Genomic DNA, 20,220 nt, shown 5'->3' with positions numbered 1-20,220 from the left:
GAACACCAGGTAACCCGCAAGAGGGGACGCCCCATGACAGCCGCAGTCATCGACCTCGCCTCCTACCACGACTTCACCACCAACCCCCACCGGGCCTACGCCGAGTTGAGAGCCAAGGGCCCCGTCCACCGCGTCCGCTTCCCACCCCCGGACCACGACAGCGACCACTACTTGGTGGTGGGATACGAAGCCGCCCGCGCCGCCCTCGCCGACCCCCGCCTCACCAAGTCGAGCACGGGCATCGACGTGGCGTTACCGGACGAGGCGCTGATCGGCCCGCACCTGCTCACCGTCGACCCGCCGCACCACACCCGGCTGCGCTCCCTGATCGCCCGGGAGTTCACCGCCCGCCGCGTCCAGGCGCTGCGCCCGCGGATCCAGGAGATCACGGACGGCCTCCTGGACGGGATGCTCGCCAAGGGAAGCCGCGCCGACCTGGTGGAGGCGCTCGCGTTCCCGCTGCCGATGACGGTCATCTGCGAACTGCTCGGCGTCCCCGACCTGGACCGCGAGCGCTTCCGCCAGCTGTCGAACGAGGCCACCTCGCCCACCACCGAGGAATGGGAGGAGACGGTCTTCGTCGCCCTCGCCGCCTATTTGGACGAGCTGATCGAGGCCAAGCGCGCGCTCCCCGGCGACGACCTGCTCAGCGCCCTGATCCGCACCCGCGCGGAGGACGGCGACCGGCTCTCCCATGAAGAGCTGCGCGGCATGGCGTACCTCCTGCTCATCGCGGGACACGAGACGACGGTCCACCTCATCACCAACACCGTGCACGCCCTGCTCACCCGCCCCGCCCAGCTGGCCGCGCTGCGGGCCGACCCGGGCCTCCTGGACGGCGCGATCGAGGAAGGCCTGCGCCACGAGGGCCCGGTGGAGAACTCCACGTACCGCTTCACCACCGAGCCCACGGAGATAGCGGGCACGCTGATCCCGGCCGGTGCCATCGTCGTGGTGAGCCTCACCGCCGCCGACCGCGACCCGGGCAAGTACGGGGCGCCGGACGACTTCGACCTCCACCGCGCCCCGCAGGGCCACGTCGCCTTCGGGCACGGCATCCACTTCTGCCTGGGCGCCCCGCTGGCCCGCGTCGAGGGCCGGATCGCCCTCGCCTCGCTCCTTGAACGCTGCCCGGACCTCGCCCTGGACGGCCCCGCGACGGACTGGCGCCCGGGCCTGCTGATGCGGGGCCTGCGCCGCCTGGACGTCCGCTGGTAGCACCCGCCCGGGTGATCCGTCAGGCCCCCGCCACCCCGGCCCAGGCATAGGCAGCAGGAGTTACCGAGTGGTAGAAGTCCTGCCATGACCGAAGCCGTGGAACACGCCCCGCCCCTGGACCTGACCCTCGCTCAGCAGACCCTCGCCGCCCAGCCGTTCAGCCGCTTCGTCGGAGCCGAGCTCACCGCGTTCGGCGACGGCGCGGCCACCCTGGAGATCCCCCTGCGCCCCGAACTGCTCCAGCAGAACGGCTTCGTACATGGCGGCGTCCTGTCGTACGCGGCGGACAACGGCATCACGTTCGCCGCGGGCACGGCCCTCGGCCCGGCGGTCCTGACCTCCGGCTTCTCCATCCAGTACGTGCGCCCGGCCACCGGCGTCCGGCTGCTTGCCCGCGCCACGGTCGCCCACGCGAGCCGCCGTCAGGCCGTCGTCCGGTGCGACCTGCTGACCGTCGACGACCAGGGCGCCGAGACGCTCTGCGCCCTGGCCCAGGGCACGGTCCGCGCGACGGGCTGAGCCCCGGCCCGAGGAGGGGCGGGCCGGGGCTCAGGCCCCGGGGATCTCCGTGAGCCGCACGGGCCGCCGCTCGGCCCGCGACAGCTCGCACGCCTCGGCGATGCGCAGCGCGTGCAGCGCCTCCCGGCCGTCGCAGGGGTTGGCGAGCTCGCCGCGCACGACGTCGACGAACGCGGCGAGCTCCGCCTCGTACGCGGGGGCGAAGCGCTCCAGGAAGCCGGGCCACGGCTTGTCGGGGCCGCCGGGCCCGTCCGGCTCGGCGGAGGTGAGCGGGGTGCGGGCGGTCACGCCGACCGCGATCTGGTCGGCCTCCCCGGCCAGCTCCATGCGGACGTCGTAGCCCGCGCCGTTGCAGCGGGTCGCGGTCGCCGTGGCCAGGGTGCCGTCGTCGAGGGTGAGCAGCACGGCCGCCGTGTCGACGTCGCCCGTCTCGCGGAACATCGCGGGACCGGCGTCGGACCCCGTCGCGTACACCTCGGTCACTTCGCGCCCCGTCACCCAGCGCAGGATGTCGAAGTCGTGCACGAGGCAGTCCCGGTACAGGCCCCCCGACAGCGGCAGATACGCGGCGGGCGGCGGCGCCGGGTCCGAGGTCATGGCGCGTACGGTGTGCAGCCGCCCGAGCTTCCCGGCGCGCACGGCCGCGCGCGCCGCCGCGTACCCGGCGTCGAAGCGGCGCTGGAAACCGAGCTGGAGGATCGTTCCGGCGGACTCGACCTCGGCGAGCGCGGCGAGGGTGCCCGGCAGGTCGAGCGCGATGGGCTTCTCGCAGAACACCGGCAGGCCCGCCCGCGCCCCCCGGGCGATGAGCGGCGCGTGCGCGGCCGTCGCCGCCGTGACGACCAGCGCGTCCACGCCGGGACCCGAGGCCCCGCCCGGGAACAGCGCGTCCACCGAAGGGGCCGCCGTCGCCCCGAGCCGCGCCGCGAGGTCCGCCGCCCGCGCGGTGTCCACGTCCGCGACGACGAGCGATTCCACCTCCGGACGGCGGACGAGGGCCGCCGCGTGGAAGGTGCCGATACGTCCCGTTCCGATCAGTCCGATGCGCATGGGCCCCACCCTCGCGACGCACCCGCGCTCCTGTCAATGCTTTGTCCTGACAACAGAACTTCCGAACTTCCCGTCATCATCTCCCCGGACTACGCTCGCTCCGTGACCGAACAAGGAGCAGCCAAAGCCGCGAAACCGGCCGTGGACCCCACCGTGGCCCTGCACCTCGGCGTCGACCGCAGCAGCCCGGTCCCGCTCTACTTCCAGCTGTCCCAGCAGCTGGAGGCGGCGATCGAGCGCGGTGCCCTGACGCCCGGAAGCCTGCTCGGCAACGAGATCGAGCTCGCCGGGCGCCTCGGCCTCTCCCGGCCCACCGTCCGCCAGGCCATCCAGTCGCTCGTCGACAAGGGCCTGCTCGTGCGCCGCAGGGGCGTCGGCACCCAGGTCGTGCACAGCCAGGTCAAGCGCCCCCTGGAGCTCAGCAGCCTGTACGACGACCTGGAGGCGGCGGGCCAGCGCCCCGAGACCCGGGTCCTGCGCAACGTGGTCGAGCCCGCGTCCGCCGAGACCGCGGCTGCCCTCGGCGTGGCCGAGGGCAGCGACGTCCACCTGGTCGAGCGCCTCCGGCTCGCGCACGGCGAGCCCATGGCCCGGCTGCGCAACCACATCCCGGCCGGGCTGCTCACGCTCGACACCGCGGCCCTGGAGGCCACCGGCCTGTACCGGCTGATGCGGGCCGCGGGTATCACGCTGCACAGCGCCCGGCAGTCCGTGGGCGCCCGCGCCGCCGCGGGGGAGGAGGCGGAGCTGCTCGCCGAGCCGGAGGGCGCGCCGGTGCTCACCATGCGGCGCACGACCTTCGACGACACCGGCCGCGCGGTCGAGTACGGCTCGCACATCTACCGCGCCTCGCGGTACTCCTTCGAGTTCCAGCTTCTCGTACGCCCCTGACCTCGCCCGGCGCCGCAGAAGTAAGAATGTTCTGACAAAGTCATTGACGGTGGGCCGCGCCCCCGGCTACAACTCCCTCCAGCCGCACAGGAGCGGCGGCCGGGAGCAAGCCGGGAGAAGGGTGGCACCACCATGCGTACAACCTCCGGCGGCAAGCACGAAGAGGACGGCGCGGACGGCAAGGGCGGCGGCTCCGGCGGGCAGGCCGCAGGCACCCCGCGCCTGAAGATCGCGATGGTCACGCACTCCGGCGAGGGCGACACGTTCTGGGACATCGGGCAGGACGAGGCCGTCGCGGGCGAGGCCGTCGGCGACGAGCTGAACAGCCGCGGCAGGAAGAAGGCTCTGTGTGTGATCCACGAGCAGGGCAACGTCTCCTTGGAGCAGCGCTGCGCGGGGGTGCGGAAGACCTTCGGGGGCTCGGTGGAGAACCTGAACGTCGACGGCACCAACCAGCCCGGCGCCCAGTCGTCCATCAGCGCGAAGCTCCAGGCCGCCCAGGGCATCGACGCGGTCGTCACGCTCGGCGCGCCGGTCGCGGCCGTCTCCGTGACGGCCAAGGAGGGCGCGGGCAGCAAGGCGGAGATCGACACCTTCGACCTGAACGCCGAGGTCGTCCGGTGGCTCAGGGCGAAGGAGGTCGGCTTCGCCGTCGACCAGCAGCCCTACCTCCAGGGCTACCTCGCGGTCGACGAGCTGTGGCCCTACCGGACCAACGCGAACGTCGTCGGCGGCGGCAAACCGGTCCTGACCGGGCCCGCCGTGGTCACCGGGAAGGACGTTCCGAAGCTGGAGAAGTACACCGCCCGCGGTACCCGATGACCATGCGGGGCGACGGCGTGACCGATACTTGGGCGGCTGGGTCCGGTCACCGGGCCCAGCGGCACGAGAGGCTCGGCGGGGCGCGGCACACTGTGCACACCGCGAACGCGGCGATCTCGGCAGGCACTGCAAGCACGGCACAGCAAGAAGGGCACGGCGACGTGGCAAGGGTTCGAACGGGAGTACGTGCGGTGGGTGCCGTGCTGGTTGCGGTGCTCGGGGCGTCCCTCGTGGGATGCAGCAGCACCGGCGGCAAGCGCGCCGAGGACGCGCGCAAGGCGGCGCAGGCGTCGGGCAGGGCCGCGGTGGACACGCCGCGCTGGACCTTCGCGATGATCACCCACTCGGGCGACGGCGACACGTTCTGGGACATCGTCCAGAACGGCGCGAAGCAGGCCGCCGTCAAGGACAACATCAAGTTCCTGTACTCGCACCACGACGAGGCGCAGCAGCAGGCCCAGCTCGTGGACGCGGCCATCGACAAGAAGGTCGACGGCATCATCGTCACGCTCGCCAAGCCGGACGCGATGAAGGCCGCCGTGGCCCGCGCCCGCAAGGCGGGCATCCCGGTGGTGACCGTGAACTCGGGCTCGGAGGAGTCCAAGGCGTTCGGCGCCCTGACCCACATCGGCCAGGACGAGCGGATCGCGGGCGAGGCCGTCGGCGAGGAGCTGAACAAGCGGGGCAAGAAGAAGGCCCTGTGCGTCCTGCACGAACAGGGCAACGTGGGCCACGAGCAGCGCTGCGAAGGCGCCAAGAAGACCTTCGACGGCGAGATGAAGAACCTGTACGTGGAGGGCACCAACATGCCCGACGTGCAGTCCGGCATCGAGGCCAAGCTCCAGGCCGACAAGGACATCGACGCGGTCGTCACGCTGGGCGCCCCGTTCGCCGACACCGCGGTGAAGGCGAAGGAGGGCGCGGGCAGCAAGGCGGAGATCGACACCTTCGACCTGAACGAGAAGGTCGCCGGGGGCCTGAAGTCCGGCACGCTCGGCTTCGCCGTCGACCAGCAGCCCTACCTCCAGGGCTACGAGGCCGTGGACCTGCTGTGGCTCTACAAGTACAACGCCGACGTCCTCGGCGGCGGCAAGCCGGTCCTCACCGGCCCGCAGATCGTCACCAAGGACCAGGCGGACGAGCTTGAGGACTACGCGAAGCGGGGCACCCGATGAGCGCGACCGCACCGGCACCGCACCAGCCCGCGAAGGCCGCGGACGAGCGCCTCCTGACGACCTCGCCGCTGAAGAAGCTCCTTGGCCGCCCCGAGCTGGGCTCGGTGGTCGGCGCTGTGGCCGTCTTCCTGTTCTTCGCGATCATCGCGGACAGCTTCCTCCAGGCCACCAGCATCGCCACCGTCCTGTACGCGGCCTCCACGATCGGCATCATGGCGGTCCCGGTGGCGCTGCTCATGATCGGCGGCGAGTTCGACCTGTCAGCGGGCGTGATGGTGACGACGTCCGCGCTGATGTCGTCGATGTTCAGCTACCAGATGACCGCGAACGTCTGGGTCGGCGTCGGCGTCTCGCTGCTCGCGACGCTCGCCATCGGCGTGTTCAACGGCGTCATGCTGATCCGCACCGACCCGCCGAGCTTCATCATCACGCTCGGCACCTTCCTGATGCTGACCGGCATGAACCTCGGCTTCACCAAGCTGATCAGCGGCACGGTCTCCACCAAGTCGATCTCCGACATGGAGGGCTTCGCCTCCGCCAAGGACGTCTTCGCCTCGACGATCACCATCGGCGGCGTCGACTTCAAGATCACGATCGTGTGGTGGCTCGCGATGGTCGCGATCGCCACCTGGATCCTGCTGCGCACCCGCGCGGGCAACTGGATCTTCGCGGTCGGCGGCGGCGAGCAGGCCGCCCGCGCGGTCGGCGTCCCCGTCGGCAAGACCAAGATCGGCCTCTACATGGGCGTCGCCTTCGGCGCCTGGGTCTCCGGCCAGCACCTGCTGTTCAACTACGACGTCGTCCAGTCCGGCGAGGGCGTCGGCAACGAGCTGATCTACATCATCGCGGCCGTCATCGGCGGCTGTCTGATCACCGGAGGCTACGGCTCGGCGGTCGGCGCCGCCGTCGGCGCGCTGATCTTCGGCATGACCAGCAAGGGCATCGTCTACGCCGAGTGGAACCCGGACTGGTTCAAGTTCTTCCTCGGAGCGATGCTGCTCCTCGCGACCCTGCTGAACGCCTGGGTCCGCAAGCGCGCGGAGGCGACGAAATGACGACTGAGGCCGTACCCAAGGACGCCACGGCCCCCGCGGACGGTACGCCGCTCGTCGAGCTCGACGACGTCAGCAAGTACTACGGCAACATCCGCGCCCTCGAAGGCGTCTCCCTGGAGGTGCACGCGGGGGAGATCTCCTGCGTGCTCGGCGACAACGGCGCGGGCAAGTCGACGCTCATCAAGATCGTCGCGGGTCTGCACCGGCACGACGCGGGCACCTTCCGCATCGAGGGCGAGGAGACCCGGCTCGCCAGCCCCCGCGAGGCCCTGGACCGCGGCATCGCCACCGTCTACCAGGACCTGGCGGTCGTCCCGCTCATGCCGGTGTGGCGGAACTTCTTCCTCGGCTCCGAGCCCACCAAGGGCGCGGGCCCGTTCAAGCGCCTGGACGTGGAGTTCATGCGCAGGACCACCCACGCCGAGCTCCTGCGCATGGGCATCGACCTGCGCGACGTCGACCAGCCCATCGGCACCCTCTCCGGCGGCGAGCGCCAGTGCGTGGCGATCGCCCGCGCCGTCTACTTCGGCGCGAAGGTCCTCGTCCTGGACGAGCCGACGGCGGCGCTCGGCGTGAAGCAGTCCGGCGTCGTCCTGAAGTACGTGGCCGCGGCGCGGGACGCGGGGCTCGGCGTGGTCCTGATCACCCACAACCCCCACCACGCCTACCTCGTCGGCGACCGCTTCGTCCTCCTCAAGCGCGGCCGGATGTCCGGCTCCTACTCGCGAGCCGACGTCACCCTCGACGAACTGACCCGCCAGATGGCGGGCGGCTCCGAGCTGGATGACCTCCGTCATGAACTGGAACGCTCCCCGGGGAACACCGCCCCCTAAGGGGCGCGGGGAACTGTGCGACCAGCCACAACGAAGCCGCAGACGCATCTGCCGAGTACTGAGCAGACGCGTCTGCGGCTTTTCGCGCGCTGAGCGCGCCCACGCGGCGGAGCCGCACATCGACACAGCCCCGCGCCCCTGGAGGGGCACCTCCCCCAGCCCGGGCGGGAAGCCCGGGGCGGCCGCGCCCCGGGTCCCCGTTGTGCGCGCCCCCGCGAGCGTGAGGCAGAATCGGCGCGATGAGCACCTACCGCGACCTCACGCACCGCGGCTCCGCCCGAGCCACCGTTCTGCGGACCGTGGGCACGCGTGAGCGCCGTTCGCACCTGACGGCCCCCCGCGTCCCCACGGTCGGCATCGACATCGGCGGCACGAAGGTGATGGCGGGCGTCGTGGACGCCGACGGCAACATCCTGGAGACCCTGCGCACCGAGACGCCGGACAAGTCCAAGAGCCCCAAGGTCGTCGAGGACACCATCGTCGAGCTGGTCCTCGACCTGTCCGACCGCCACGACGTGCACGCCGTCGGCATCGGCGCCGCGGGCTGGGTCGACGCGGACCGCAACCGCGTCCTGTTCGCCCCGCACCTGTCCTGGCGCAACGAACCCCTCCGGGACCGCATCTCCGGCCGTCTCGCGGTGCCCGTCATGGTCGACAACGACGCGAACACCGCCGCCTGGGCCGAGTGGCGCTTCGGCGCGGGCCGCGGCGAGGACCACCTGGTCATGATCACCCTGGGCACCGGCATCGGCGGCGCGATCCTGGAGGACGGCCAGGTCAAGCGCGGCAAGTTCGGCGTCGCGGGCGAGTTCGGCCACATGCAGGTCGTGCCCGGCGGACACCGCTGCCCGTGCGGCAACCGCGGCTGCTGGGAGCAGTACAGCTCCGGCAACGCGCTCGTCCGCGAGGCCCGCGAGCTGGCCGCCGCCGACTCCCCGGTCGCGTACGGCATCATCGAGCGCGTCAAGGGCAACGTGCCCGACATCACCGGGCCCCTCATCACCGAGCTGGCCCGCGAGGGCGACGCCATGTGCGTCGAGCTGCTCCAGGACATCGGCCAGTGGCTCGGCGTCGGCATCGCGAACCTCGCCGCGGCCCTCGACCCGTCCTGCTTCGTCATCGGCGGCGGCGTCAGCGCCGCCGACGACCTGCTGATCGGCCCCGCCCGCGACGCCTTCCGCCGCCACCTCACCGGGCGCGGCTACCGCCCCGAGGCCCGCATCGCCCGCGCCCAGCTCGGCCCCGAGGCCGGGATGGTCGGCGCCGCCGACCTGGCCCGGCTCGTCGCCCGCCGCTTCCGCCGCGCCAACCGCCGCCGCGTCGAGCGCTACGAACGCTACGAGCGCTACGCCGAGGCCCGCCGCGCCAATGACCGCACCGCCCAGGGAAGCCAGTAGATGACCGTCCCCCGCCAGCCCTCGTCCCCGGACCTGCCCGGGCCCGCGGAGCCGGAGCCGCGCCCCGAGGACCGCCGCCACATGCTCCGCCGCCGCTGGCTCACCGCGACGATCATCGTGCTGCTCATCGGCGTGCCCGCGGTCTATCTCCTTATCTCCGCGAACCAGTCCCGCGACAGCGGCCGCGACAAGGAGAAGAAGTACTCCGCGACCGGCCTCACCGCGGGCTGGCCCTCCAAGGTCCAGCGCCGCCTGTACGACGTGGCGGTGCCGCCGTACTCGGCGGAGGTCGCCTACTACGAGACGAACAACTGGCGCACCAGCAGGCTGTACGTCCAGTTCCTCACCAGCAACGAAGGCCTGGAGAAGTTCCTCAAGGAGACCGGCACCAGCGCGAGCGAGCTGAAGAAGGACGACATCACCATCAGCAAGCGCGACCAGAACGTCGTCGGCTGGGAGTTCACGGGCCCCGGCCCCTGGTGGGGCGTGACCCACGACCAGGACAACCCGGCCCCCACCCAGGACATCGTGGTGAGCCGCGCCAACCCCAAGCACCCGATGGTCTACGTGGTCTCCGCGACGACGCCCTAGGCAGCGACCGCAAGGACAGGAAGAGGCCGTGGCGGGTTCCGCCGCGGCCTCGTAGCATGGCGCCGTGATCCTCGGCCGCGGCAGCTTCGCCCCCGGTGCCCACCGGGCCCGTGCGCTGCCTTCGCGCGGCTGTTGTTGATCCTCCAGCGCACCCCCGCCGAGCACGTCCCGTACGCCGTGTGACCTCCGCCTGGTCCGGCGTACGCGCCACGCCGCACCCCTCCTGTCACGTCACGCCGCGCGGAAGGCCGCCCCATGACGCTGCCCCACCCCTCCTTGACCGAAGCCGACCACGACCGGCGCAGGCTGCGCCAGTGGCTCGCGGGCGAGGCCCGCGCCGACGGCGTGGCCCGCCGCGACCTGCTGCGCCTCGCGTCCGCCGCGGGCCTCACGGCCTTGGCGCCGGGCATCTGGAGCGCCCCGCGCGCCCACGCCGCCACCGCCCCCGGCATCGTCAAGGCGCTGCCCGACGAGCTGTTCACCCCGCGTGGCACGAACGCCGAGACGAAGTTCGAGGCCCTCGCGGGGACGGGCCACCTCACCCCCGCGTCCCACTTCTTCGTCCGCAACCACACCGCCACACCCCAACTCACCGCCGACAGCTGGAAACTCACCGTCTGGGGCGACGGACTCACCGGCGGCCCCCGGGAGTTCACCCTCGCCGACCTCCACCGCCTGCCGTCGACGACCCGCACCGCGTTCGTCGAGTGCGCGGGCAACGGCCGCAGCCTGTTCACCGCCCAGCAGGGTCAGCAGGTCTCCGGCACGCCCTGGACGCTCGGCGCCATCGGCCAGGCGCGCTGGTGCGGTGTGCGCCTCGCCGACGTGCTGCGCCGGGCGGGCCTCGCCCGCGACGCCGTCGACGTCATGCCCCGCGGCCTCGACGGCGACTACGTGACGGCGGACGGCACGAACCTCGGCCGGGTGCGCCGCCCGCTGCCCCTCGCCAAGGCCCTGGACGACGTACTCCTCGCGTACGAGATGAACGGCGAGCCGCTGCCCGCCGACCACGGCCACCCGGTGCGCGTCCTCGTGCCCTCCTGGATCGGCGTCGCGTCCATCAAGTGGGTGGGCGACATCGAGGTCTCGGCGACCCCGCTCTACTCGCCCTGGAACACCGACTTCTACCGCCTGTTCGGCCCCGGCCACCCGGCCGAGGGCTCCGCGCCGCTCACCCGCCAGACCCTCAAGTCCGCCTTCGAGCTGCCCTGGAACGCGCCACTGGCCGCGGGCGTCCGGCACCGCCTCACCGGCCGCGCCTGGTCCGGCGCGGCGGCCGTCACCCGCGTCGACGTCAGCACCGACGGCGGCGCCACCTGGCACCCGGCCCGGCTGCGCGACGAGCCGCGCCGCGGCTCCTGGGTGCGCTGGAGCACGACCTGGCGCCCGCGCGCCACGGGACGGGCCACGCTGCTCGCCCGCGCCACCGACGCGACGGGCCGCACCCAGCCGCCCACGACGCCGCACAACAGCCAGGGCTACCTGTTCGACGCCGTCGTACGCCACCCGGTGACGGTGGTGTGAGCCCCCTCAGCCCTGCGGGCCCGCGCCCCGCCTCTCGTACGCCGCCACGGCCACCGCCAGGTCCTGCCACGCCATCCCCGCCGACTTGAACAGGCGCGGCCGGTCCTGGGCGACCGGCACCTCGCCGCGCACCAACTCGCCGAGCGTGCGCAGCCGTCGCGGGTCGAAGGCGCCCGCGGCGACGGCCTGGACGAGGTCGCCGCACTCGCGCAGCGCCACGGCCCTGGCCTCGGCGACGACCGTGGCCCGGCCCACGAGCCGCTCGTCCACCTCGCGCGCGTCGGGCTCGTGCGAGCCGACCGCCGCGACGGCCGCGTGCGGCGCGAGCAGCGCGCTGTCGAACAGCGGCTCGCGCGCCGTCGTGCAGCAGCACACCACGTCGGCGTGCGCGACGTCCTCGGGCGTCGCGGCCGCCGCCGTGAGCCCCGCGCCCCGGCAGCGCTCCACGAACGCCGCGCGCCGCCCCGGGTCCCGGCCCACCACGTCCACGTGCGCGAGCCCGGGCCGCACCGCCCGCACCGCCTCCACGTGCCCCCAGGCCTGCGGTCCCGTCCCGAACACCAGCAGCCGCCGCGCCCCGGGCACGGCCAGGTGCCGCAGCGCCGCTCCCGACACGGCGGGCGTGCGCAGCGACGTCAGCGCGATGCCGTCGAGCAGGGCCAGCGGGGTGTGGGTCACCCCGTCGAGGAGGAGGTAGAGACCCTGGATGCGCGGCAGCCCGCGCGCGGGGTTGTCCGGCGTGACGGAGGCGACCTTCACACCCGCGTACGCCGCCGTGGCCGAGGGCATCAGGAGCAGCTGCCCACCCGGCACCCCGACCACGGCCCGCGCGGGCTCCGCCTCCGGATCGAGACCGCCCCCGGCCAGCGCGGCCTCGACGGCGTCGACAGCGGCGGCCATGGGAACGAGCCGGGCGACGGCGTCGGCGCCGATGTGGAGGAGGAGATTCCCTGAAGACTCCAGGGGGTCCCTAGGAGGCTCCGCGGAGACAGACTGTGGACTCATCCGGTGATCCTCACCGAACCCACCCCACCGGAAACCCCGTACGGGAGTTCCCCGAAGGGACGCGAGGTCCGCGCGACGAGCCACAACAAGACCGCAGTCGCATGCGCACTGATGCCGTACACGGGGCGGAGGGGCCCGATGAGCCGCAGTGTGGTTCCTGCTGTCTGAAATGCTTCTGCGCGTCAGCGGCGCGAGGATACAGTCCGGCCAGTGGTGGACGGGAAGACGTGGGGGAAGGGCCGACATGCTGGAGACCGTGGCGCTGAGTACGCTGACCGTCTTCCTCGCCTCGGTGGGCAACGGCGCGGCCGGTGAGATGGGCAAACAGCTCCTGCTGTCGACGGGTGCGCTCGCGAGAAGGGCAACCGGGAGGGACACACCGCTGCCGACCGACCGCGAGGGCTGGGAGGCGCTGGCGGCCCATGTGCACGCCCGGCTGGGCGATGACCCTCGGCAGGCTCAGGAGTGGGCACTGCTCCTGCGGAGCTTCGCGCGCCGTGCGACGGAGCTGCCTTCAGGCAGCGGGCTTCCCCCCGCTACACGGCACTTCACCGACCGCAAGCAAGTCGTCAGTCAACTGAGGCGTGAGGCGACCCGCCCCGCCGGAGGCAGACCACGGGTGGCCCTGCTGCACGGCCCGCCAGGAATCGGCACCACCGAGACAGCGCTGCACCTGGGCGCCACGTGTCACGACCTCTTCCCTGATGGGCAGTTCTACGTCGACCTTCGTGACGGCCCGGGAGACACGGGACCGGCCCCCGCGGCCGTCCTGCTGCGCCTCCTGCGGCGCATGGGCGTCGAACCCGACCGGATTCCGCCCACCGAAGCAGGCCGGGAAGACCTCTACCGTCGGCTCACCGCCGGTCGAAGGGCGATGGTGGTGATCGACCACGTGACCTCGGTGGCGCAGGTGCGTGGCCTCATTCCGTCCACCCCCGAAGTCTTCTTGCTGGTCGTCGTGTCCGGCTCGCCAGTCGCCCTGGAAGCGGAGCTGGTTCCGGTGTCACCGCTGGGCGACCGGGACGCGTGGAAGATGGTGGGGAAGATCGCCGGTCAGCAGAAGGCCGCGCGGGCCAAGCGACACAAGGCGGACGTACTGGCCCACTGTGGAGGCAACGCGTTCGCCCTCAGGTCCTCAGCGATCCGCCTGAGGGACGAGGACGAGCAGGCGCCGGAACCCGTGCCTCAGGCGTCAGGGGGTGACGACCCGGTGCGCACGGCGGCGCGGATCGGTTGCCTCCGGGTCCGGCCGGAGACCGCCCGGCTCTGTCGGTTGACAGCCCTGGGCGGCTGGCCGACCATCACCACCCACCTTGCCGCGGCCGCGGCGGGGATCGCGGAGGCGGAGGCGGCTCTTCTTCTGGCCGACGCCGCCGACGCCCAACTCCTGGAGTCCCTTCCCGACGGGCGCTACCGGTTCCGGCCCGAGGTGCGGCGCTACCTGGCGGACACGGCAGGGTCGGTGCACGGAGTTCCCGAGTGCTCCGCGGCGGTCGCCCGCACCCTGGAAGCCCTGTTGAACAGGGCGCTGCACGCGGCTCACGCGGCTCTGCCCCAGAGCTGGCGAACCGAGCCGGTGCCCGCGCGCGGGGAGGCGTACCTCGACGAAGAGCAGGGAGTGGGGGCGCTCGCGGCCGAAGCGGACAACGTCGTTCGCTCCGTGTTCCTGGCCCAGGAGTACGGGCAGACCGACACCGCGCTGCGCTTGGCCCGAGCGCTGTGGCCCCTCCAGCTCAAGGCCGGACACTGGGACACGGTGCTGCCCGCGCTCCGGGCCGCGGCCCGCCTTGCCGACGAGGAGCTGCCGGGCTCCCGTATGGCGGGCGCGCTGCACTTCCAGCTCGGCCTCTGCCTGGGCGAACTCGGCCGCTGGGAAGAGGCGCACCAGGAAGCGGACGCCGCCGTCAGGGCCGAACGCGGGGCCGGACACCTGCGCGGTGAGGCATCCGCCACGGAGCTGCAGGGCCTGCTTCACCTCTACCGCTGGCAGTACGAGGCGGCCTACGCGCGGTTCGTGGCGGCCGAGGCCGTCTACCGCAGGATCGCGCCCGGTGACGAGGGCGAGGAAGACCTGCCGCGCGCCTTGGCCCTGTCCCGGCGGCACCGGGGCAGGGCGCTGCGCGGCATGCGACGGTTCGACGAGTCGGGCGGCCTGCTGCTGGCGTCGGCGGCGTTCTTCGCGGAGCAGGGGGAGGCGTACAACCAGGCCCGGGCCCTTACGGATTTGGCTGAGACCTTGCACGACGCGGGGGAGAACTCCGAGGCGCTGGTGAGGATCGCGGAAGCCGAACGGCTCCTCCCCTCGAACGCGATCCCGCACCTGGGCTACCTGGCGGTCCTACGCATGCGCTGCGAAGTCGCCGGGTAGCGCACGCCGCACGGCCACCGGATGCATGCCGTAGGACGTGTGCATCCGGAGGGTGATGCCCCCTTCTGGCACCCTGTTGCCTGCGGCGAGCCACGCGGCCAGAGCGGAGGCGTAGGCGGTGGGATCGGCGTCCGCGCCGCTACGGGCGGCGAGTTCGAACATGCCGTGGTCCCGGCTCTGGACGGTGCACGTGTGGGGACTCGTGACGAACGCGGCGACGGGGCAGTGCCGGTACCGGCGCAGCACCTCGGAGGTCCATGCCTGCGGGCCGCCCAGTCGGGGATCGTCAGGCTGTCCGTCACGTGTGATCACGTCGGCTGACTCCAGGCTGCTGGGGTCCAGGCAGTCCTCGTGGACGACGAGGTGTGAGTTCCCGTCGGCTCGGTTCGAGCGTCTGGTGGAGCGTTCGACCCTCACGTCCACTCCCTGGACGCGTGTCCACACGTGCAGGGGGGCCGTACGTTGTGGCGGAGCGTAGGGCGGGAGCGCCAGTGGTTTCAACAACGCGGGGGTCCCGGGCTCCGGGAGGTCCATCAAGGTGTAGAAGTGCCGTCGCAGCAGGGTCGCGGAGGCGCCGGGTGCGGAGGTGGTGGACTCGGCGGGTTCGGTGAGCGGGCGGTGTTCGACCAGCAGCCGTTCGATCTGCCCGCGCAGGAGTCGGTGCGGGTCGAGCCGGGGTGCGTCCCGTACGAACGACGCGAGCGGTGCGTCGGGGTCCAACCGGTCTTGTGCGGCTGCCGCCAGGAGGACGGGCAGTCCCAGGGCCGCGGCGTAGTAGGAGACCGCGCCGAAGTCACCCAGGACGATGTCCGCCGCCATCAGTGCCTGCCGCCAGGCGTGCACCGGGTCGATCAAGGTCAGGCCGCTACGGAGCGCTTGGTCCAGCCAGGCCCGGATCTGCCCCGGGCCGTGTCCGTACCAGATGTTCGGGTGGAGGATCGCCGCCAGGCGGTACTCGTCGGCTGGCAACTCGGCGGTGAGGCGCGGGAGCAGGCTCGGGAGCACGTCCTGCCCGCCTCCGTTCCCGAAGAGCCCTTCCGGGTTCCAGGTGGAGTTGAGCACGACGAGCCGCTGCCCGCGGCGTACGCCCAGAGCACGTCTGAAGCGTTCACGATGGGGGCGGGCGGCCAGCATGCGGTCGTAGCAGGGGTCCCCGGCGAGCACAGCGGATCCCTCGGCCTCGGGGCACGCTCGACGCAGTCGCTCCAGCTGTTCGGGGTGGGAGAGGACGAGTCCGTCCACGAAGGGCTCGCCGTCAGCCAGAAGCCACTCCGGCGACAGTCCGAATGTCGGCTCCCGGCTCCCGGCTCCCGGCTCCCGGCTCCCGGCTCCCGGCTCCCGGCTCCCGGCTCCCGGCTCCCGGCTCCCGGCTCCCGGCTCCCGGCTCCGCTAGCTTCTTAGTGTATCCCACACCGTGTGACAAAATGCTCAATTTGCCGTGCAGGTGGTGCAGTTGGCCGCCGAAGCTCGCGGCGATCGCCAGGTCGACCGGAGTCTTCTGGGCTTGCTCCCACGGCAGGACGGGCAGTTCCAGCTCGGCGAAGAGCTGGGTGAGCCCGGCCTGGAAGGCGGACGACTCCGTCGAGGTGGCCAGCAGCTGTACGCGGAAGTCGTCGTGGAACAGCGGCAGGATGTCCCGCAAGCGCCCGGCGGAGGTGACGTTGTGCGCCACCAGCAGCACCCTGCGGCTCGTCGACCGGCTGGTCCACAGGTGGGAGTCCTCGCCGACCGGCACTCTCACGGCCAGGCTCTCGGCCGCCCCCATGTGCTACCTCCTGCTGGCTGCGCGGCGTCTGGGATGCTGAAGATCACCCTAGCCCGGCTGCCGTGGGTGCCAGCACTGTGAGGCGGCCTGAGACCCTGACCGGGTTCGCTCCGCACCTCCAGAGCCGGAGCCGACCCCCGGCCGTTGGTGCTGGTCACGCGTCGTCATGTAGGGGCTGAGCCCCTAGTGTTGACGCATGGTTGAGGAGACGCGGAACAGTCTGGACGGCCGCGCGGAGGTGGTCGTCCAAGCGGGAAGCATCGGGGCGGTTCACCAGCACCTGCACGGCGCGGCGGCCGCTGGCCTGCCGGTGCCCTTCCAAGTCCCGCCCATGCTGGCTCGTTTCGAGAACAGACACGACGAGCGGGCACGCATCATCCGTGCGGTCGAGAGCCACCCGGTGCGCCGCGGTCCACTGGTCGTCGCGTTGACCGGCATCGGCGGCATCGGCAAGACCGCGCTTGGGTTCCATGTGGTGCGCGAACTTGCCGACAGGTACCCCGACGGAGTGCTGTACGTAGACCTTGACGATCTGCGCCGGGACGGTGTCGTCGAGGTCTCGGACGCCGTCGGAGGACTCTTGACGGGGATGGGTGTGTCGCCGGAGTGGCTGGAAAGGTCCCTCGGCGGTCGCACGCGGCAGCTGTGGACCAGGACGAGGGACAAGCGGCTCATCGTGGTCGTCGACAACGCCCGCTTCGGAGCCGAGGTGATCCCGCTCCTCCCGGCGTCGGACCGTGGTCTCGTGATCGTCACCAGCCAGGGCGCCCTGTACGACCTCGATGGCACCGCCGCTGTCGAGGTGCCGGTGGGGCCGCTTGCCGTGGACGACGCCGTGCGGCTGCTGGGGCACCTCGTGGACGACGCCCGGCTGACCGCGGATCCCGACGCGGTGCTCGACCTGGCGCGGGGCTGCGACGGCCTGCCCGCGGCGCTCCACGTCGCCGGACAGTGGGTGCGCAAGTACCGCAGACGCAGCCTCTCCCGGCTCGTCGCGGACCTGACCGCCGAGTTGCACGGGAAGGGCATTCCCATGGTCGAAGCGGTGTGGGACGCGGCGTACGCCGCTCTGACCCCCGAGGCCGCGCGTCTGTACCGCCTGCTGCCGCAAGTGCCGGGTCCGAGCATCGAGGAAACGGCTGCCGCCGCTCTGCTCGGCCGGGGACTCGTCCCCGCGGGCGACGCTCTGGAGGAACTGGAGTCCGCGGGCCTGCTCGACGGCCGGGCCGAGGGCTGGCGCATGCATGGCCTCCTGCGCGGGCATGCCGACCGCCGTGCCCCGCGGGAGGATCCGGACGGTACCGAGCGGGCTTGGGCACGGCGTTCACTGATCGTCTGGTGCAGGCGCCAGGCCGCCCGCGCGGATCTGCTGGCCGCCGGGCCGAGGATGACGTTCGCGGAGATCCCACAGGCGCTGGCTCCCGACGTTCCGGACATCGAGTTCGCAGGCAAGCCGGAAGGGTTGCGATGGCTGGAGGCCAGGAGGCACGCCTTGTACGGGTGCGTGCGATTGGCCTTCGAGGACGGGCTGTACGACGACGCCTGGGCACTGTGCGAGTCGCTGTGGACCCACTTCCTCGACCACCCGCACTACGCGGACGTCCTGGACGCGTTCCGTACGGGGGTGGCCGCCGCCGACCGCACCGAGTACCTGCCCGCCATGGTGCGGATGAGATGTCAGCTGGCCCGCCCGCTGTGGGAGCAGGGGCTGCACGAGGAGGCGGCCGAACACCTGCGGCATGCCCTCAGCGCCTCCCAGGGGCTGGGAGCGTCGGTTCCTGAGCGCAAGCTGCGGGCGTCGACGTTGGAGTTCCACGGGCTGCTCAAGGCCGAGACCGGGGACTGGTCCGGGGCCGCCGCGGACTTCGAGGCGTCGATGGCGGTCCACGCGGAGATCGGCAACGAGTACGGAGTGCTGCTGCAGACGTATCTCCTGGGCCGGAACGCGCTGCGGAGCGGGCGGTACCAGGAGGCGCTGCCCCTGCTGAGCCAGGCCCACGCCATGGCCCGGCTCCAGGAGCGTGAGCGCATCGTGTCGAGAACGGCCTTCGCATGGGGGCGCGCCCTGCGACTGAGCGGCCGACCCGATGAGGCCCGTCCGTTGGTCAGGGAGGCGCTCGACGGGGCTCGCAGGCGAGGCTCCCGCGCGGATGAGGTACGCGTCTTGGAGGAGTTGGCCGAGCTGGCGGACATGGTCGGCCAAGCACGGGATGCCGAGGCACATCGCACGGCTGCCCGCAGCATCGCGGCCGAGTGCGGGGCAGTGGGCGGTGAGGATCAGAGCTCGTAGTCGAGGTCGTCGGTGCTCGCGGCGGCCAGTCGCACGCGTACGGTGACCGGCCCCGTGTCGCACAGCAGCGACACCGGCAGGATCCGCGTCGCGTTGCCACCCAGCCAGGCGTGCACCGCGGATGCCACGGCACCCGGATCCGGGTAGGTGACCCGGCCCGCGTCCTTGTGAGGCTCCCAACGGAGACTGATCAGGCCGGTCGTACGATGCCTGAGCAGGCATCGCGTGCGCGTCAGGACGGCTACCGCCGTCCTGCAACCCGGCGCCTCGGCCAGGACGTGGGCCGTCCACCCCTCCGCCGTCCACGCGGTCGCGGGGGTGTGACTGACGGGATCCGGCGCTCGGCGCCAGAGTACGGTCGCACTCTGCACCTGGCGGAGCCCGGCGCCGGGGTACTCGGCCGCCACATGGTGCACGAACTCCGTCGTGTGGACGGGAAAGCGCTCGACGGTGACCCGGTCACCCGACACCTCGGCCCGTACGGCGAATGCCCTCGGCTGGCTGGGCGCCGCGGAGGGCACGGGGAACGCCCGGGCTTCCAGCGGGCGGGCCGGTGGGCGCAGTCCGAGCATGCGGTAGAGGTGCCGCTGGAGCAGCGGCAGCGCCTGGCCGCGCTGGGCGAACGCGTCGGCGGCGTAGTCCCGTGTGGCCACCGCCAGGGAGGCTTGCAGAGCGTCCGGCAGGTCCGCGGCCGTCGCGAGTGGGGGAGCGGCGGCCAGCAATCGTCCCATCGGGCTGTCGGCGAGCAGTTCATGACCGCCGTCGTACGCGTTGATGACCGGGCGGCCGAGGGCCGCGGCGTACAGCGCGGTGGATCCGTGGTCGGTGACCACCGCGTCGGCCGCGACCAGCAGCGCGGCCCATTCCTCGTAAGGGCGGGGGAGAACGAGCCCCGCCGCGAGGGCTGGGGCGAGCCATCGGGAGAGATCGAAGCTCCCGCTGCCGCTGTACTCGTTGGGGTGCAGGACCAGAGCGAGTTGGAAGGAGTCGTGCGGCAGGAGCGCGCTGAGGTCGGCGGGCAGTTCGGGGCGACGGGCCAGCAGTGACTCCGGGCCCCACGTGGACGAGAGGACGACGAGTCTGCGTGGTCCCGTGCCCAAGGCCGCACGGTAGTCCGTTCGCAGGGGGACGGATGACAGGAGCCGGTCCAAGGTGGGATCGCCGACCACAGCGGCCCGGTGAGCGGTGCCGGGGCAGTGGTGTGCCAGTCGGGAAACCTGCTCCTCGTGTGCCACGGCGTGCAGGTCGGCCCAGGGCTCGCCCTCGGTCAGGAGGTAGTGGGGATCGAGACCCGATGGGACGCCGGGCGAGCCGTCCTCGGCGACTGTCTTGTTGAAACCGGCGCCGTGTGGCAACAGCGCACGGAGTCCCGGCAATTGCCCCACCGGCCCCTTCGGGCTCGCGGCCAGGACCAGGTCGTGCCGCGTCCGAAGGGCCTCATCCCAGGACAGCGTCCGTATGCCAGCCCGCTCCAAGGCCGACAGCGCGTCGACGTCGAAGCGCGAGCCCGGGACCAGCGTGAACCGGGTCGATACCCGGTTGTCCCCGTCGAACGCCGGCAGGACGTCGAGAAGCCGGTGCAGGGCACCTGCCGATCGCACCGCGACCAGTACCGCCCGCTGCCCGCTGCCCGCTGCCCGCTGCCCGCTGCCCGCTGCCCGCTGCCCGCTGCCCGCTGCCCGCTGCCCGCTGCCCGCTGCCCGCTGCCCGCTGCCCG

17 protein-coding genes are annotated in these 20,220 nt (G+C 72.3%); 12 read left to right on the top strand and 5 right to left on the bottom strand.

Annotation, left to right across the window (positions count from 1 at the left end):
• Window positions 1-33: 33 nt before the first annotated feature.
• The gene (locus ACIG3E_RS20215) at window positions 34-1,218 is read left to right on the top strand and encodes a cytochrome P450 (protein WP_399618031.1); all 1,185 of its coding nucleotides are present in this window, start codon (window positions 34-36) and stop codon (window positions 1,216-1,218) included.
• 84 nt (window positions 1,219-1,302) lie between these two features.
• A complete protein-coding gene (locus tag ACIG3E_RS20210; protein WP_399618028.1) occupies window positions 1,303-1,737 on the top strand; it encodes a PaaI family thioesterase in 435 nt (144 codons plus the stop codon).
• Window positions 1,738-1,767: 30 nt separating this feature from the next.
• Here the strand turns inward: ACIG3E_RS20210 and ACIG3E_RS20205 are convergent, their stop codons facing one another.
• The gene (locus ACIG3E_RS20205; RefSeq protein WP_399618025.1) at window positions 1,768-2,787 is read right to left on the bottom strand and encodes a Gfo/Idh/MocA family oxidoreductase; all 1,020 of its coding nucleotides are present in this window, start codon (window positions 2,785-2,787) and stop codon (window positions 1,768-1,770) included.
• Between the two features lie 141 nt (window positions 2,788-2,928).
• On the opposite strand from ACIG3E_RS20205, the gene ACIG3E_RS20200 reads away from it, so the two are divergent.
• The 8 genes from ACIG3E_RS20200 to ACIG3E_RS20165 all read left to right on the top strand — a co-directional run bounded on the left by ACIG3E_RS20200 (window position 2,929) and on the right by ACIG3E_RS20165 (window position 11,075).
• Entirely contained in the window at window positions 2,929-3,678 is a 750-nt protein-coding gene (locus ACIG3E_RS20200) for a GntR family transcriptional regulator (protein ID WP_399618829.1), read from the top strand.
• 132 nt (window positions 3,679-3,810) lie between these two features.
• Window positions 3,811-4,500 carry a substrate-binding domain-containing protein gene (locus ACIG3E_RS20195; protein WP_399618022.1) on the top strand — a complete coding sequence of 230 codons (690 nt, stop codon included), beginning with the start codon at window positions 3,811-3,813 and terminating at the stop codon, window positions 4,498-4,500.
• A gap of 161 nt (window positions 4,501-4,661) precedes the next feature.
• Window positions 4,662-5,675 (top strand): sugar ABC transporter substrate-binding protein, encoded by a 1,014-nt coding sequence (locus ACIG3E_RS20190; protein ID WP_399618019.1) that lies wholly within the window; start codon window positions 4,662-4,664, stop codon window positions 5,673-5,675.
• On the top strand, window positions 5,672-6,730 hold the full coding sequence (locus tag ACIG3E_RS20185) for an ABC transporter permease (RefSeq protein ID WP_399618016.1): 1,059 nt from the start codon (window positions 5,672-5,674) through the stop codon (window positions 6,728-6,730). Before ACIG3E_RS20190 ends, ACIG3E_RS20185 begins: the two co-directional genes overlap by 4 nt.
• Window positions 6,727-7,563 carry an ATP-binding cassette domain-containing protein gene (locus ACIG3E_RS20180; protein WP_399618013.1) on the top strand — a complete coding sequence of 279 codons (837 nt, stop codon included), beginning with the start codon at window positions 6,727-6,729 and terminating at the stop codon, window positions 7,561-7,563. The genes ACIG3E_RS20185 and ACIG3E_RS20180 overlap by 4 nt, the downstream gene beginning before the upstream one ends.
• Window positions 7,564-7,802: 239 nt before the next feature.
• Complete coding sequence (locus ACIG3E_RS20175; RefSeq protein WP_138962531.1) at window positions 7,803-8,960, top strand: ROK family glucokinase; 1,158 nt, start codon at window positions 7,803-7,805, stop codon at window positions 8,958-8,960.
• Window positions 8,961-9,551, top strand: coding sequence for a sugar kinase (locus ACIG3E_RS20170; RefSeq protein WP_399618010.1), 591 nt, complete (start codon window positions 8,961-8,963; stop codon window positions 9,549-9,551).
• Window positions 9,552-9,806: 255 nt separating this feature from the next.
• Window positions 9,807-11,075, top strand: a complete 1,269-nt coding sequence (locus tag ACIG3E_RS20165; RefSeq protein ID WP_399618007.1) for a sulfite oxidase — start codon at window positions 9,807-9,809, stop codon at window positions 11,073-11,075.
• 6 nt (window positions 11,076-11,081) lie between these two features.
• Here the strand turns inward: ACIG3E_RS20165 and ACIG3E_RS20160 are convergent, their stop codons facing one another.
• Window positions 11,082-12,080, bottom strand: a complete 999-nt coding sequence (locus ACIG3E_RS20160; protein ID WP_399618004.1) for an ornithine cyclodeaminase family protein — start codon at window positions 12,078-12,080, stop codon at window positions 11,082-11,084.
• Between the two features lie 244 nt (window positions 12,081-12,324).
• Between ACIG3E_RS20160 and ACIG3E_RS20155 the strand changes: the two genes are divergently transcribed.
• Window positions 12,325-14,448, top strand: coding sequence for an ATP-binding protein (locus tag ACIG3E_RS20155; RefSeq protein ID WP_399618001.1), 2,124 nt, complete (start codon window positions 12,325-12,327; stop codon window positions 14,446-14,448).
• On the opposite strand, the gene ACIG3E_RS20150 is transcribed toward ACIG3E_RS20155, so the two are convergent.
• Both ACIG3E_RS20150 and ACIG3E_RS20145 read right to left on the bottom strand, forming a co-directional pair.
• Window positions 14,419-15,690, bottom strand: coding sequence for a hypothetical protein (locus tag ACIG3E_RS20150; protein ID WP_399617998.1), 1,272 nt, complete (start codon window positions 15,688-15,690; stop codon window positions 14,419-14,421). The genes ACIG3E_RS20155 and ACIG3E_RS20150 overlap by 30 nt on opposite strands.
• A 13-nt stretch (window positions 15,691-15,703) precedes the next feature.
• A complete protein-coding gene (locus ACIG3E_RS20145; RefSeq protein WP_399617995.1) occupies window positions 15,704-16,213 on the bottom strand; it encodes a hypothetical protein in 510 nt (169 codons plus the stop codon).
• A 196-nt stretch (window positions 16,214-16,409) separates the two neighbouring features.
• On the opposite strand from ACIG3E_RS20145, the gene ACIG3E_RS20140 reads away from it, so the two are divergent.
• Entirely contained in the window at window positions 16,410-18,503 is a 2,094-nt protein-coding gene (locus ACIG3E_RS20140; RefSeq protein ID WP_399617992.1) for a hypothetical protein, read from the top strand.
• On the opposite strand, the gene ACIG3E_RS20135 is transcribed toward ACIG3E_RS20140, so the two are convergent.
• Window positions 18,491-20,104: a translation initiation factor 2 gene (locus tag ACIG3E_RS20135; RefSeq protein WP_399618826.1), complete on the bottom strand. Its 1,614-nt coding sequence runs from the start codon at window positions 20,102-20,104 to the stop codon at window positions 18,491-18,493. The genes ACIG3E_RS20140 and ACIG3E_RS20135 overlap by 13 nt on opposite strands.
• Between the last annotated feature and the right edge of the window lie 116 nt (window positions 20,105-20,220).

It is taken from the genome of Streptomyces sp. NPDC053474, assembly GCF_044544845.1.
GTDB lineage: Bacteria > Actinomycetota > Actinomycetes > Streptomycetales > Streptomycetaceae > Streptomyces.
This window is presented reverse-complemented; position numbering and strand designations above follow the sequence as displayed.

Coding starts and splice junctions, on each gene's coding strand:
- ACIG3E_RS20175 (WP_138962531.1), top strand. CDS start 7,803: ATGAGCACCTACCGCGACCTCACGCACCGCGGCTCCGCCCGAGCCACC.
- ACIG3E_RS20210 (WP_399618028.1), top strand. CDS start 1,303: ATGACCGAAGCCGTGGAACACGCCCCGCCCCTGGACCTGACCCTCGCT.
- ACIG3E_RS20160 (WP_399618004.1), bottom strand. CDS start 12,080: ATGAGTCCACAGTCTGTCTCCGCGGAGCCTCCTAGGGACCCCCTGGAG.
- ACIG3E_RS20185 (WP_399618016.1), top strand. CDS start 5,672: ATGAGCGCGACCGCACCGGCACCGCACCAGCCCGCGAAGGCCGCGGAC.
- ACIG3E_RS20180 (WP_399618013.1), top strand. CDS start 6,727: ATGACGACTGAGGCCGTACCCAAGGACGCCACGGCCCCCGCGGACGGT.
- ACIG3E_RS20140 (WP_399617992.1), top strand. CDS start 16,410: ATGGTTGAGGAGACGCGGAACAGTCTGGACGGCCGCGCGGAGGTGGTC.
- ACIG3E_RS20215 (WP_399618031.1), top strand. CDS start 34: ATGACAGCCGCAGTCATCGACCTCGCCTCCTACCACGACTTCACCACC.
- ACIG3E_RS20155 (WP_399618001.1), top strand. CDS start 12,325: ATGCTGGAGACCGTGGCGCTGAGTACGCTGACCGTCTTCCTCGCCTCG.
- ACIG3E_RS20165 (WP_399618007.1), top strand. CDS start 9,807: ATGACGCTGCCCCACCCCTCCTTGACCGAAGCCGACCACGACCGGCGC.
- ACIG3E_RS20145 (WP_399617995.1), bottom strand. CDS start 16,213: ATGGGGGCGGCCGAGAGCCTGGCCGTGAGAGTGCCGGTCGGCGAGGAC.
- ACIG3E_RS20205 (WP_399618025.1), bottom strand. CDS start 2,787: ATGCGCATCGGACTGATCGGAACGGGACGTATCGGCACCTTCCACGCG.
- ACIG3E_RS20170 (WP_399618010.1), top strand. CDS start 8,961: ATGACCGTCCCCCGCCAGCCCTCGTCCCCGGACCTGCCCGGGCCCGCG.
- ACIG3E_RS20195 (WP_399618022.1), top strand. CDS start 3,811: ATGCGTACAACCTCCGGCGGCAAGCACGAAGAGGACGGCGCGGACGGC.